Raw genomic sequence first — 13,435 nt, 5'->3', positions numbered from 1 at the left:
AGCTGCAGACACTCCTCACCCTCTGGGCCGGCACCTGCCCCACCTGCCACCGAGACATACCCACCCCAATACGAACCTGACCAAGCCCTACTAGTCATCCGACGTACGTGACTGCGCCCGCGTCCTCACACGCCCTCTTTGCGGACCACACTGCAAGACCACCCCTCGAGCTCCTTCACCGAGCGGCGTGTTCTTGATGACTCAGACGCTGTTGTCTTTCCGGACTTGAGGACTGCGTTTTCGCGGGCTGTTGATGGTGTACTCCAGCCCGCGGACCCCTGCCAGCGGCACATGGCGGAGTGGGCCTGTGCCTCCCGGATGCCAGCGGAGGCATAGACCGGGTCACCCCGGCCGCCGTCGGCGTTGCTCTGGGCGACCGCGCCAACGGGGTCAGCCGTCCGGTGATCGGGCTGATCGGCGACGGTTCCTTCCAGTACTCCGTGCAGGGCATCTGGACCGCCGCCCAGCACCGACTGCCGGTCGTGTGCGTGGTCATGCGGAACCAGGAGTACTCCATCCTCAAGTCCTTCGCGCTACTGGAGGAGACCCCGGGCGTGCCGGGGCTCGACCTGCCCGGCATCCACATCGCCTCCCTGGCACGCGGCTACGGCTGCCGCACCGCCGAGGTGGAGACCGCGGAAGAGCTGGAGAAGGCGTTCAACAGCGCGCTGGACGACGACACCACCACCGTCATCGTGGTCTCCACCCAGCCCCAGAAGGCCATGTTGTAGCGCTGGTTGAGAGCACGCCGAGGGCACCCCATCGAACGACCGTCGCCGACCCACGAAGCAAGGAACAGCCGTCATGCACTTCGGATTGAAGGACCGGGTGTACATAGTCACCGGCGGCACCCGCGATCTGGGCCATGGCCGCCGCGAGCGAACTGGTGGCGGACGGCGCGAGAGTGGTCGTCAGCGGCCGCAGCGAGAAGTCGGTCGCAGTCTCGGCAGCCCAGAGCGTGTACCGAGCGGTTGTCCATGCCGGGGCGTCCCGGGAGCGCCGAGCCCGTTGGGCGGCCAGTACTCGCCCGTACCAGTCTTTCTGCTTGTCCATGCCCGGGGCCATCGACCAGCCCGCAGAACAGCAACTCACCGTCGAGCTCGGGCGGTTCGACATCGGCGTCGTCCAGAACCACTCGCTTCTGAATGGTGTGAGGGTGATCGCTTGATGGCTGCAGGGATCCCGTGCGGTCTCGGGATGCGCGCGCCATCGGCCGTGCGGCGCTGGACCGCGCGGGCCGATACCCGGCGCTGCCTCCTCGCAGGGACAGATCGCGAGGCCCGTGTGCATCTCCCGCACGATCAGTGCAGCGGGCGCCGGACACTGATCCGCTGGCCGCCGCTCGTGGCGAAGCGGACCGTGTCACCTGCGGCCGGCGCGCCGGTACTTTCGATTCCGATCGAGCCGCGGGTCACGAACAGCTCGCGACCAGCCGCCACGAAACCATCGGCTCCGCGCCCCGGCCCCGGAAACAGGGACGGCACGACGCGACGCCCCTTTCCTGGCTCCCTCACTACGGCTGCTGGTCGCGGCCTGCGTCTCCGAGTTCCTTGAGCAGCAGGGTCAGGGTCGCGAGCCGCTCGGGTCCGAGCAGCTCCTCGATCCAGCGGCTTGTCTCCTGTGCCTGCTGACGGCCCAGGGCCGCTCGTTCGCGCCCGGCAGGAGTCAGGGAGACCAGTTGCCGGCGGCGGTTGCCGGGGTCCGTGCTCTTGGTGATCAGGCCGCGGGCCACGAGCCGGTCGAGAAGTGGGGTGAGCGTCGACCGGTCGACCGCGGCGAGGGCGCCCAGCGTCTTCTGGTCGAGGCTTCCACGCTCGTCCAGGACGTGAAGCACCGCGAACTGCGGAGGCGTGAGGTCACCGCTGCGCAGCTGCCACGAGGCGTTCACCGCCTGCGAGGCGCGTCGCAGCTGGTGGGCCATGCCGTCTTCCAGCGTCCCGTCGTATCGCGCTCCGGTCGTCATAAGTACAGGCTACCTCCGTATACGGTCAGTCGGTACACGAACTGTTTGCAATCGGAAGTTTCGGCAGCTACATTGTTCCGTGTACGGACTTACCGTGTACGGAAGGTGCATCCCATGTCCCGACGCGTGATCTTGGGGATGACAGGAGCGACCGGCGCCGTCTTCGGTGTCGAGCTGCTTCGCCGGCTGCGGGAGCAGCCGGATGTGGAGACTCATCTCGTTCTGTCCCAATGGGCCAGGGCGACCATCCATCTGGAGACCGACCTGTCGGTCCGCGAAGTCACCGACCTGGCCGACGTGACCTATACGTGGAACGACCAAGGGGCGGCGATCTCATCAGGTTCATTCCGCGTGGACGGAATGATTGTCGCGCCGTGCAGCATGAAGACCCTCGCCGGCATCCGAACCGGATATGCCGACGGTCTCATCCCCCGGGCTGCCGACGTCACGCTCAAGGAGCGCCGCCCCTTGGTGCTCGTACCGAGGGAGACTCCGCTCAGCGAGATCCATCTCGAGAACATGCTGGCGCTCTCGCGCATGGGAGCGAGGATCGTGCCGCCGATGCCGGCCTTCTACAGCCGTCCGAAAACCATTGACGAGCTCGTTGAGCATGTCGTTGTCCGAGTCCTGGACCAACTCGATATCCAGGTGGCTTCGGCGCAGCGCTGGGACGGAATGCCACGCCCCTCCGAACTGAAAGGCGTAACCAACTGATGTCTGAAATCAATGACTTCCGGTCCTACATCTCCGCGCTCGAAGAGCTGGGGGACATTCAACGGATCTCACGCGTGATCGATCCGAACCTGGAAGCGTCGGCCATCACCCGTCGGTCCACCGAGAACGGCAGGCCCGCCCCGTTCTTCGAGCACCTCAGCGGAGTCGACGAGGGGTTCCGCATGATCGGCGCCCCGGGCGCCCTGTCGAGCATTCCCGGGCATCCGCTGGCGCGGGTCTCCCTCTCTCTCGGTCTGCCGTACACGACGACCGCAGCCGAACTGGTCGAACACCTCAGGGAAGCAGGCACCAAGGAACTGCTCCCACCTGGGCGGGTGGCAGCCGACTCGGCGCCCTGCAAGCAGAACATCCTGACGGGTGACGAAGCCCGTCTCGACCGGTTCCCCATTCCACGCGTGCACCAGGACGACGGCGGCCCCTACGTCAACACCTGGGGCGTGATCATCGCCAGGACACCGGACGGCCGATGGACGAACTGGTCCATCTCCCGGATCATGAAGATCGACGACCGGCACATGACCGGACTGGTGCTGCCGAGCCAGCACCTCGGCATGATCTGGCGCGAGTGGGAGGCCATCGGTGAGCCGATGCCCTACGCCCTCGTGCAGGGAGGCGACCCGGGCATTGCCGTCGTCGGCGGAATGACCGTCCCGACCGAGGTCGACGAGGGCGCGTATCTCGGAGCGGTGCTGGGCAAGCCGGTCGACGTCGTGAAGTGCGAGACGAACGATCTGGAAGTGCCCGCCTCCGCCGAGGTCGTCATCGAGGGACATCTGTCCGCGACCCGCGACGCCGTGGAGGGTCCGTTCGCGGAGTTCCACGGCTGGGCACTGCCCGAGACGTCGCCGCAGCCGCTTTTCAGCATCGAGGCGATCACCTACCGGGACGACCCGATCTGGCCGCTGGCCGCCGCCGGCCGGCCTGTCGACGACTCGCACGTCGCACCGGCTGCCGGCATCTCCGCAGAGGTCGTCGCGGTCCTGCGGAAGGCGGGACTGCCGATCACGACGGCCTGGCTCCCGCTCGGTGCCGCCTGCTTCTGGACGGTGATCACCGTCCCGCAGAACTGGCGCGACTCGCTGCCGGGGATGGACACCGCGCGCTTCGTGCACCGCATCGGCGAGGTGCTGAACGGCACCCGGGTAGGGCGGCTCTCCCCGGTCGTCTACGTCCTCGACGACGACGTGGATCCGTCGAACGACTCGGATCTGCTGTGGGCACTGGCCACCAGGGTGCACCCGTCCCTCCGCCAGGAGCAGTGGCACGGACCGATCATGCCGTGGTACCCGTGCTTCACCGAGGAGGAACTGCACAACGGCTGGGGAGCCATCGTCGTGCACGACGCCCTGCTCCCGGCGGTGGGAAGCGGACGCGTACCGCCCGCAACGTTCGACGGCGTCTTCCCGGCAGATGTGCGCGCCAAGGTCCTCGCCGCCGAATCCGAGTCGGCAGGCGACACCGGCTCTGCCGCATCGCGCTGACGCCTGGGTGCCGCGGATCGCGGGAGGTAGCCACCAGGTGGCCGTCTCCCGACCGGCATGCTCGGCCGCCGGCCCCGAGGGACCCTCCGCTCGGAGCCGGTCGGCTGCCACCGCCCGGGTGAATGAGTCATCACGACAAGCCGCCGGCCGAGTGACCCATGGGATTTGGCGCTCACCTGGCGAGGTACCGATCAGCGTGCGTGTCGGACCGACGCGGACAGCGGTCCTCAACGACGGCCTCGAGACCTCCATCCGTCAGGCACGAGAAGGTGCGGTCGCCAGCCCGATGCGTCAAGAAGGGGACAGACGTGACCCAGCAGAATGTGACAGTTGCTGTCACGGGAGCAGGCGGCACCGGAGTGGCCAAAGCGTTGCTCGCCTCACTTCAGAGAGACGACCGGGTCGGCCACGTCAACCTTCTGGTCTCGGCCAACGGGCGCAAGCTGGTGGCTTTCGAATTCCAGACCGGCGAAGATCCGGACTCGGTGGTCCAGGCCCTGGAGGCCACGTCGACGAAAGTCCGCTTCCTCGATCCGGCCGACATGTCAGGACCGGTGACCAGCGGCAGCTACCCCACCGACGCCATGATCATCCTGCCGTGCGCCGCCGGCGTACTCGGACGCATCGCTCACGGCCAGACCGAGAGCCTCATCGAGCGAGCCGCGGACGTGATGCTCAAGCAACGGCGCAAACTCGTCCTCTGTCTCCGGGAAGCACCGCTGAACCTCATCCACCTGCGCAACATGGTCGCTGTCACGGAGGCGGGAGCCACCGTGTACCCGATGATCCCGACGTACTACAACGTGCCGGAGACACTCGCGCAACTGCGGGACGAGTTCGTCGAACGCGTCCTGCAGTTCCTGGGCCTGCCCGGCACCGATCGCTACCAGTGGGACGGCACCGACACCACAGCGCGACGCGAGCACACTCAGGCGCGGTAGCGGACCGTGGCCGGCAGCTTCGGGCGCGTTTGTCTCCCGTTGTGCTACTCACCAGCGGTCCTGGGTTCGCTGATACGGCGGGCGGCCTCAACGACCGCCGCGCGGTGCAGGGCCAGCCGCTGTGCCGACCAGGACTGGCCGGCCTCCTTGGGGTCGACGCCCTCGGCGGCCCAGAACCACGCCTGGGCGGCGGCGAGAACCATGGTCAGGAGATCGGCAGGCTCCATCTCCCGGGCGAGGTCACCACGCTGCTGCGCGTCGGCCACTTCGGCCGTTTTGTGACCGAAGGCCTCGGCCTCGGGTCCGGTGGCGGTGGGGCGCTCCAGCAGTTTCCATAGTCGCAGGCGCATCAGATCCGGCCGGGCGACGAGGTGGTCGAAGATGGCGCCGGCGTATCCGGGCAGGTCCTCGACGTTGAACGGCACAGACTCGGCACCCGCGGTCAGCGCACGCCGCAAGACCTCGTCGAACAGCTGCTCCTTGTTACCGAAATAGACGTAGATCAGCCGCTTGTTCACCCCCGCGGTCTCGGCGATGCGGTCCACTCGGGCACCGGCGATGCCGTACGCGGCGAATTCGGTGAAGGCGGCGTCGAGCAGCCGGGCCTTTGTGGCGCTGGAGTCCCGTGACATGCCCGCCACACTAGCAAGTAACTATCTAGTTATTGACACGCGCGGGCCGGAGGTCTACGGTCGTGTATCTATCCAGTTAGTTACCTCTGTCGATAGAACGGGAACCCTCATGGAACACCGCGGACTGGGCAGCCAGAGTCTGATCGTCGGCGCGCAAGGCCTCGGCTGCATGGGCATGAGCGCCTTCTACGGCGCCACCGATGAGACCGAGTCGCTGGCCACCATCGACCGCGCGCTGGAACTCGGTGTCACCCTGCTGGACACCGCCGAGAGCTACGGCCCCTTCATCAATGAGCAGCTGCTCGGCAAGGCGCTGGCGGGGCGGCGGGATGCCGCGGTGGTCGCCACCAAGACCGGCGTGGAGATCACCGACGACGGCAGCGTGCTCGGCCTCAACGGAAGGCCCGAGTACGTCCGGCGGGCCCTCGAACGCTCGCTGCGGCACCTGGGCACCGACCACATCGACCTTTACTACCTGCACCGCATCGACCCCAAGGTGCCGATCGAGGAAACCGTCGGCGCCCTGGCCGAGCTGGTCGCCGAGGGCAAGGTGCGGCACATCGGGCTGTGCGAGGCCTCGGCGCAGACCATCCGGCGGGCACACGCCGTGCACCCGCTCACCGCCGTCCAGACCGAGTACTCACTCTTCGAGCGTGGCATCGAACAGGACGGGGTACGGGACACTCTGCGGGAGCTGGGGATCGGCCTGGTCGCCTACTCCCCGCTGGGACGCGGCTTCCTGTCCGGCGCGATCACCAGCCCCGACGACTTCGCCGAGGACGACTGGCGCCGTACCGACCCCCGGTTCCAGGGCGAGAACTTCGCCCGCAACCTGGACGTCGTCCGCGAGGTCCGCCGCATCGCGTCCGACAAGAACGTCACGCCTTCGCAGCTGGCGCTCGCCTGGGTCCAGCTCCAGGGCGCCGTGGCCATCCCCGGCACCAAGCGCCGCAGCTACCTCGAGGAGAACGTCGCCGCGACCGAGGTGACTCTGACGTCCGACGACATCGCCGCGATCGAGGCCGTCGCCCCGCACGGCGTCGTCACCGGCGACCGCTACGCACCCGAGCTGATGGGAACGCTCAACGGCTGACAGCCAACGGGCCCGTCACAAGATTCATTGCGAGGCCACAACCCCCTGGCCCCCGACACACAGCACCAGGCCCCCCACGTCTTGAGCAGCTCCCGTGCCACCAGCCGGCCATACGGTCCCGGATCAGCGTGGACTCCTGTCGGCCGTTCGCCGTCTTCCCGGTGCCCCGGCCAGACCCCGTCCCGGCGGTCCGGCATTGCCTTTCGACCAACCCCCATTGCCGGGGGCGCCGAACGCAATCGGCAACCATGCCGCACGCGTTGAGGCCTTCGGTGTTCTCAGATCAGGAGACTCGACTCATGTCCGTGCCTCAGACACCCCCCACGTTCGGGGCAAGCACAACCGCCGCCGACGTGATCGACGGCGTCGACCTTCATGGCCGCCGGGCCGTGGTGACCGGAGCCAGTTCCGGAATCGGCGTGGAGACAGCTCGGGCGCTCGCAGCGGCCGGCGCCGACGTCACCTTGGCAGTGCGTGACACTGACGCGGGAGCCCGCGTGGTGGCACGCCTGGAGGCCGAACTTCCCTCGAAATCCGGGAAGTTGACCGTGGGGCGACTCGACCTGGCCGACCGCTCGACGGTCGCGGCGTTCGTGTCCGCCTGGACGGGACCGCTGCACATCCTGGTGGGCAATGCCGGAGTGATGGCCCTGCCGGAACTCACCCACACCCCTGACGGCAGGGAAACCCAGTTCGCCGTCAACCACCTGGGGCACTTCGCCCTCGCCGTCGGCCTTCGCCCGGCTCTCGCGGCGGCGGGCGGCGCTCGGATCGTCTCCGTGAGTTCCATCGGCCACCTCTTCTCACCGGTGGTCTTCGACGACCTGGACTACCGCTTCCGCCCCTACGACCCCTGGACCTCCTACGGTCAGTCGAAGACCGCCAACATCCTGTTCGCCGTCGGCGCCGCGGAACGATGGGCCGACGACGGCATCACCGCCAACGCGCTGATGCCGGGCAACGTCGGCGACACCTCCCTGGCCCGGCACATGGACATGCAGCAAGTGGCCGACTTCATCGCCTCGGGCGCCATCGCGCTGCCGCCGCAGAAGACGGTGGAGCAGGGCGCCGCGACTTCGGTGCTGCTGGCAGCCTCGCCGACGGTTGAGGGCATCACCGGCCGCTATTTCGAGGACTGTGCCGAGGCCGGGCCAGTCGCCGAGCGGGCCGGTGCGGTCGCCGGTGTCGCGCCCTACGCCCTGGACCGGGAGAACGCGGCCCGGTTGTGGGCCGTGTCCGAGGATCTCGCCCGCTAGCGACCTACGCTGCCGGCATGACGTCGCGACACGAGCAGTGGGCCCGGCTGCGCAGCCAGTTGTGGCGCCCGCCGCGCGCCCATGGTGAGGAGCCGCGCGAGCGGGTGGTCGGCCCGCTCGAACTGTTCTACGACCTCGTCGTGGTCGTACTGGTCGCCCAGGCCGCCCACCACTTGGCCGGGCACCTGACCTGGCACGGACTGGGTGAATTCGCCGTGGTCTTCGTGCTGGTGTGGATCGGCTGGTTCAACGGCAGCCTCCACCACGAACTGCACGGGCACGAGGATGCCCGCGGCCGGAGCATGTTCCTGCTGCAGATCCTGGTACTGGTCCCGCTGGGTGCGTTCATCCCCGAGGCCGGCGGTGCACGCGGAGTCGCGTTCGCCGTGGACGCGGGGGTGTTGTTCGCAGTGCTGGCGGTGTTGTGGCTGCTCGCCGCACGGGGAGACAGTGCTGAATTCCGCCGCCCCAGCAGGGTGTTCGTGACGGGGACGGCCGTGTGTGCGGGCGTGCTGGCCGGGAGCGCCGCCCTGCCCACAGGGCTGCGCATGCTGACGTGGGGTCTGCTGGCGGCCGCGTACCTGGCGTGGCTTGCTGTCATGCTGGGGTGGGCGTTCCCGGAACGGGCGGTCGCGCTCAGCGTGACCGACGCGCTTGCCGAACGGTTCGGGCTGCTCATCATCATCGTGCTCGGCGAGACCGTGACGGGAGTCGTCGACGGACTGGCCCACGAGCCGACCAACGCGCTCACCCTCGCCGTCGGGCTCGTCGCCGTGGTTGTCGGCTTCGGCGCCTGGTGGACATACTTCGACTTCGCCGGACACCGCTTGCCGAAGACCACACGCGGGAGCACCGTGCTGTGGATGCTGGTGCACCTGCCGCTCACGGCCGCGGTGGCCGCCATGGGCGCCGCCATGGTCGGTCTCGTCGAGCACGCCCACGAGGACCGTACTCCCGCCGCCACCGCCTGGGTGCTCTGCGGGGGTACGGCCGTCGTGCTCTGCGCCACGACAGCGCTCGCCACTTCCCTGCGCGTCTGGCGCCCGGAGCACAGTTTCTACCGGCCCCTGGCCCGCACCTGCCTCGCCGTGGCCGCCGTGACTGCGGGAGTCGGTGCGGCACGCCCGGCGCCCCTCATTCTCGGCCTCGCCCTGGTCCTGCTCCTCGGTGTCCCCTGGGGCCTCGCCGTGGCATACCGCCTCGCCCACGAGGAGTCCTTCGCCGAGGAGAAGCCAGAGGCTTGAGGAGTTCGGCGAACACTTGTCGTAGAGGTCGTTGTGCATTGCGCCGTCGATGATGTTCCTCCAGGTGTGCCGCAGGCAAGGTTGTGCGTACGCAGCTGTCGAGCTCTCAGTTGGAGGGGGCACGCCGGAGTCCGAGGTGAGTATCGGCAGCATGGGCAGGCGGTCCGCGTGACCTGGCCCTACGCCGCGGGCGGAGTCGGGCGAGGAGGGCGCGGACGACGGCATCGACCCGCGTGGCCATCCCGTCCGGCGTGGCCGTGTCCAGTTTGCCGTCGAGGCGCGGGAATGCCAGGCCGTGCACCAGCGCCCACACCGCCGTCGCCACGGCTGCCGAGTCGGCCCCAGTGGTCGGCAGGGCGCGCCGGACGAGCTCGTCGACGTATCCGGCGATGGCCGCGTTCGCGGCCGGGCGCTCCTGGTTGTCCGGGTCGCAGGGCTCGGTGAACATCGCGCGGAACAGGGCCGGGTGGTCGAGCGCGAACCGCACGTAGGCGACGGCCATGGTCGCGTAGTCGTCGGGCGTCGCGGGCGCCGGGCGCACTGCGGCCAGGTCTGCGGCGAGCTCGCGGTAGCCCCCGCGGCTACCGCCGAAACGAGCGCGTTGCGGTCGGCGAAGTGTCGGTAGGGCGCTGTCGGCGACAAGCCGGCGCGGCGCGCGCTCGGCAGCAGAAGCAAGGGTTGAATCCACATCAAGCCTTCAAGATCCGGACCATGCCCGGGCCAAGGCTCGCTCATTCCCCCGGGCATCAGACATTTGCCTGGGCCAGAAGCGTTGATGCACCACCAGCAGCCAGGGAACTGCTGAGACGAACGTGCAGCGCGCCGAAGGCCGGATCTCTTCTGCCCGTCGAGTCACCCACTGCGCGGCGACCCTGCGGGGGTACGTCAACGATCACTATTCGCTCAGGGCCCGGCTGTCTGTCAGCCGCGACACCCCACCCGGTTGAGGAGTCATCATGCCCGTCTATACCTGTACCGCGGCCCAGGATTCGCTGACCAGCGAGGTGAAGGCCCTGCTGGCAGCCGAGATCGCCCGGATTCACGTGGACATCAACCACGTGCCACCGGCCTACGTCAACGTGGTCTTCTCCGAGCTGCCTACGGACAGTGTCTTCGCGGGAGGGCGGCCAGCGACCCCGCTGATCCTCACTGGCTGGGTGCGGCGAGGCCGTCCGCAGAAGGAGGCGACGCGACTGGCCCTGGAGCTGTCCTCAGCGATCGCCCGTATCTCCGGCGTGGACGCGAGCCAGACCATGGTGGTGCTGCAGGACGGCCCTGCCCGGTCCGCTGTCGAGAGTGGGCACGTACTGCCCGAACCAGGTGAGGAAGAGGAGTGGTTGCGCCGGACCGGGGGCTGAACAGCGCGTGCGTCTTTGTGCTCGTCCATATCTGAGGCCAACGACCAATCCGCCGGACACAACTCACTCTCGAAGGGACAGCAGTGCCGACCTGCGGCCGCCGTCCTTGCCAGGCCCATGCCGGACCGAGGAGAGGGCGGCGGCACGCTTGGGTACTTTGGAAAGGCAGTGGTTCGCCCCGTTAGCGTGGCTCTGCCGGCCAGCCGAGGGCTTGGAAGACGGCGATGGGGTCAAGGTAGTCGCGCCAGTGCGTTACCCGGCGGTCCTTGATGGTGATCACGGAGACGAAGTGGTTGTCGTAGGCGCGTACGGTGTGGACCGTCCGCCCGTGCACGGCGTACTCCAGGACGACCACGGACTTGTCGGTGTCGTGGTGGACTGCCAGCTCGTCCGCGCTGGCCAGGACCATCGCGTCGCCGTACCCGCGGTACAGGTCGGCGACCGCGCGGCGTCCCTCGACTTGGCGCGGGTAGCCGGGGACGGAGACCACGTACTCGACCACGACGTCCTCGGCCAGGAGGTCGAAGAAGTGCTCCCCGTCGACCAGGCCCGCGAGGCCCTCCTGGATGATCCGGAAGAACGGGTCCAGGGCCGCGAAATCCTCAAGGTTCTCGATAACGTTCTCGATGGACATGGTCACACGGCCGCCGTTGCCGTCCAGGCGTGGGCGTTGCGCTGCGCGAACTCGTGGAAGGTGGTCGCCTTCTGGCCGGTGACCTTCTCGATGTCGTCGTTGGGCGTGGAGCCGTGGCCGGTGATGATGGTGCCGGTCAGCCACCGGAGCATCACCGCGTAGTCGGCGGGCACGACTCCGGCGGCGACGGCACCGCCGATCCAGACCTCGGGGTCGAGGTCCTGGTGCGTGACGGACTGTCCGGTCACGGCGGTGATGATGTCGGCGACTTCACCGACCATGAGGGCCTGCGGGCCGGTGGGCGAGTACAGCGCCCCGTCGTGGACCTCAGGGGCGAGCAGCGTCTCGGCCGCGACGGCAGCGATGTCGGCCGCGTCGACGAAGGCCTCGGTGCCGTTGCCGGTGGGGACCGTGATCGCCCCGTTGATGACGGGCAGGTGGGCGTCGGCGAAGTTCTGCATCACCCAGGCAGGGCGCACGACGGAGTGGGTGATGGTCGAACGGGCGGCCAGGTCGGCTTCGACAGCCTTGATGTCGATCTGCGCCGGGGCGTCGTCGGCGCCGTAGGTGCTCAGGTAGGTGACATGGCGAACGCCGGCGGCCTCGGCGAGGTCGAGGAAGGCCGCGACCTGGTCGGCATACGAGACCCGCATGACGGGCGTAACGAGGTAGAGGCTGTCGACGCCGCGCAGGGCGTCGGCGTGGGTGGCCGGGTCGTCCCAGTCGAACAGCACGTCGGCGCCGTGACGGGCCGCGGTGCGGGCGTTCCGCCCCCGCTCGGCGAGCCTCTTCGCCAGAAGCGAGCCGGTGCGGCCGGTGCCGCCGAGAACGAGCGTGGTCTGCAGTGATTCAGTCATGGCTCCATCTTGAGAGAGACCAGAGGAGCGGATCAATGTGTGAATCGCTCGCTCTTTTACGTCAAACGCTCTGATCATTGCCCACGGCGATCGCTCTGCTGATACTGGTCGCATGGACCTACTGCGTGATCACCTTGCCCGGGCACGCGCCGGCGGCGCGGTGTTCGCCCGGACGGTCGCCGAGCCCCCGTGGGGGCTGCGGCTGGCCGGCACGATCCAGCTGTCCGTGCACACCGTCGTCCGGGGCCGGGGGTGGCTGTGGTTCGACGCCGACGACCCGGGCCGCGCGGTGGAACTCGTACCCGGGGAGGTGACCCTCGTGCGCGGCGGCACGGACCACTACATCGGCCACGAGCCCGGCACAGGCTGCCTCGAACCGGAGGAGTTCCGGACCCGGCACGCCACCGACGGGGAGTCCGACAACCCCGGGGCGACCGTGTTCCTCTGCGGCGCCTACCGGTTCTCCGGCGACATCGGCAACGGGCTGCTCGAAGCGCTTCCCCATGTCCTGACCCTGCAAGCGGCCGTCGGCGACCCGCTGAGGGACGTGATCGCCCTGCTCTCCCACGAGCTAGCCAACCCCGAACCGGGTCAGGCCACCGTGCTCGACCGACTCCTCGACGTCCTCCTGGTACTCGCCATCCGCAGCGACTTCCGCCGCAGCCCGAACGCACCGCGCTGGTACCGGGCCTCGGCCGACCCCCGGCTGAGCGCTGCGCTCCAGGCCATGCACGAGGACGCCGGCCACCCCTGGTCCGTCCCCGAACTCGCCGCGGTCAGCGGCCTGTCCCGAGCCGCCTTCGCACGAACCTTCCACGAGGCACTCGGCCAGACCCCCATGCAGTACCTGACCGACTGGCGCATGGCCCTCGCACGCGACCACCTCCGCACCGGCGAACTCGGCATGGCGAGCATCGCCCGCAGCGTCGGCTACAGCTCGCCCTACGCATTCGCAGCCGCCTTCCGCCGGCACCACGGCGAACCACCCGGTGCCTGGCGACAACGAGAGTCGACGCGCGACAAGGAACTCCAGCCAAGCGGCCCCCACGTCCACTGAGTCCCAGAAGCCTCTCCCCGCGACAGCCTTGGGGGGCCTACATGCCAAGACACAGTTCACTCCCACACTGCTGTCCAAACTCCTGTACTGCTCGACCGGCTCCTTGCCCTGCCTCACTCCGCAACCAACGACGACCCGGAGGAAGAAAGGGTCACGAATCCTTTTCCAAACTGGCAGTGATGAG

The 13,435-nt window shown here is 68.5% G+C and carries 14 protein-coding genes and 1 pseudogene; 10 read left to right on the top strand and 5 right to left on the bottom strand.

Translation table 11 applies throughout. The features are described 5' to 3' along the window. Positions 1-299: 299 nt before the first annotated feature. Entirely contained in the window at positions 300-731 is a 432-nt protein-coding gene (locus ABT186_RS38345) for a thiamine pyrophosphate-dependent enzyme (protein ID WP_351929042.1), read from the top strand. A 134-nt stretch (positions 732-865) separates the two neighbouring features. Next, on the top strand, positions 866-1,168 hold the full coding sequence (locus tag ABT186_RS38340) for a hypothetical protein (protein WP_351224920.1): 303 nt from the start codon (positions 866-868) through the stop codon (positions 1,166-1,168). Positions 1,169-1,513: 345 nt separating this feature from the next. Here ABT186_RS38340 and ABT186_RS38335 read toward each other — a convergent pair whose 3' ends face one another. Continuing rightward, a complete protein-coding gene (locus ABT186_RS38335) occupies positions 1,514-1,963 on the bottom strand; it encodes a MarR family winged helix-turn-helix transcriptional regulator (protein WP_351224918.1) in 450 nt (149 codons plus the stop codon). Between the two features lie 114 nt (positions 1,964-2,077). On the opposite strand from ABT186_RS38335, the gene ABT186_RS38330 reads away from it, so the two are divergent. From ABT186_RS38330 to ABT186_RS38320, 3 genes are all read left to right on the top strand, one after another. Then, complete coding sequence (locus ABT186_RS38330; protein ID WP_158916923.1) at positions 2,078-2,677, top strand: non-oxidative hydroxyarylic acid decarboxylases subunit B; 600 nt, start codon at positions 2,078-2,080, stop codon at positions 2,675-2,677. Beyond that, positions 2,677-4,179, top strand: coding sequence for a UbiD family decarboxylase (locus ABT186_RS38325; protein WP_351224916.1), 1,503 nt, complete (start codon positions 2,677-2,679; stop codon positions 4,177-4,179). Before ABT186_RS38330 ends, ABT186_RS38325 begins: the two co-directional genes overlap by 1 nt. Before the next feature lie 308 nt (positions 4,180-4,487). Further along, positions 4,488-5,120, top strand: a complete 633-nt coding sequence (locus tag ABT186_RS38320; protein WP_351224914.1) for a UbiX family flavin prenyltransferase — start codon at positions 4,488-4,490, stop codon at positions 5,118-5,120. Between the two features lie 44 nt (positions 5,121-5,164). On the opposite strand, the gene ABT186_RS38315 is transcribed toward ABT186_RS38320, so the two are convergent. Further along, positions 5,165-5,752, bottom strand: a complete 588-nt coding sequence (locus tag ABT186_RS38315; RefSeq protein WP_351929040.1) for a TetR/AcrR family transcriptional regulator — start codon at positions 5,750-5,752, stop codon at positions 5,165-5,167. A gap of 109 nt (positions 5,753-5,861) precedes the next feature. Here ABT186_RS38315 and ABT186_RS38310 point away from each other — a divergent pair, with 109 nt between their 5' ends. The 3 genes from ABT186_RS38310 to ABT186_RS38300 all read left to right on the top strand — a co-directional run bounded on the left by ABT186_RS38310 (position 5,862) and on the right by ABT186_RS38300 (position 9,345). Continuing rightward, a complete protein-coding gene (locus ABT186_RS38310; RefSeq protein ID WP_351929038.1) occupies positions 5,862-6,845 on the top strand; it encodes an aldo/keto reductase in 984 nt (327 codons plus the stop codon). Between the two features lie 299 nt (positions 6,846-7,144). After that, on the top strand, positions 7,145-8,101 hold the full coding sequence (locus tag ABT186_RS38305) for an SDR family NAD(P)-dependent oxidoreductase (protein ID WP_351929036.1): 957 nt from the start codon (positions 7,145-7,147) through the stop codon (positions 8,099-8,101). 17 nt (positions 8,102-8,118) lie between these two features. Continuing rightward, positions 8,119-9,345, top strand: a complete 1,227-nt coding sequence (locus ABT186_RS38300) for a low temperature requirement protein A (RefSeq protein WP_351224906.1) — start codon at positions 8,119-8,121, stop codon at positions 9,343-9,345. Between the two features lie 106 nt (positions 9,346-9,451). Here the strand turns inward: ABT186_RS38300 and ABT186_RS38295 are convergent. Next, positions 9,452-10,020 (bottom strand): annotated as a pseudogene (locus ABT186_RS38295) (TetR/AcrR family transcriptional regulator); the annotation flags it as partial. A gap of 281 nt (positions 10,021-10,301) precedes the next feature. On the opposite strand from ABT186_RS38295, the gene ABT186_RS38290 reads away from it, so the two are divergent. After that, positions 10,302-10,703 (top strand): tautomerase family protein, encoded by a 402-nt coding sequence (locus ABT186_RS38290; RefSeq protein WP_351929034.1) that lies wholly within the window; start codon positions 10,302-10,304, stop codon positions 10,701-10,703. A 181-nt stretch (positions 10,704-10,884) separates the two neighbouring features. Here the strand turns inward: ABT186_RS38290 and ABT186_RS38285 are convergent, their stop codons facing one another. Both ABT186_RS38285 and ABT186_RS38280 read right to left on the bottom strand, forming a co-directional pair. Continuing rightward, the gene (locus ABT186_RS38285; RefSeq protein ID WP_351929032.1) at positions 10,885-11,337 is read right to left on the bottom strand and encodes a nuclear transport factor 2 family protein; all 453 of its coding nucleotides are present in this window, start codon (positions 11,335-11,337) and stop codon (positions 10,885-10,887) included. A gap of 2 nt (positions 11,338-11,339) precedes the next feature. Beyond that, positions 11,340-12,194 (bottom strand): NmrA family NAD(P)-binding protein, encoded by an 855-nt coding sequence (locus ABT186_RS38280; protein ID WP_351224902.1) that lies wholly within the window; start codon positions 12,192-12,194, stop codon positions 11,340-11,342. Between the two features lie 112 nt (positions 12,195-12,306). On the opposite strand from ABT186_RS38280, the gene ABT186_RS38275 reads away from it, so the two are divergent. Next, on the top strand, positions 12,307-13,251 hold the full coding sequence (locus tag ABT186_RS38275) for an AraC family transcriptional regulator (RefSeq protein ID WP_351224900.1): 945 nt from the start codon (positions 12,307-12,309) through the stop codon (positions 13,249-13,251). Positions 13,252-13,435: the final 184 nt, after the last annotated feature.

The organism is Streptomyces sp. NPDC001634 (genome assembly GCF_040298185.1).
In the GTDB taxonomy this organism is placed as follows: domain Bacteria; phylum Actinomycetota; class Actinomycetes; order Streptomycetales; family Streptomycetaceae; genus Streptomyces.
This window is presented reverse-complemented; position numbering and strand designations above follow the sequence as displayed.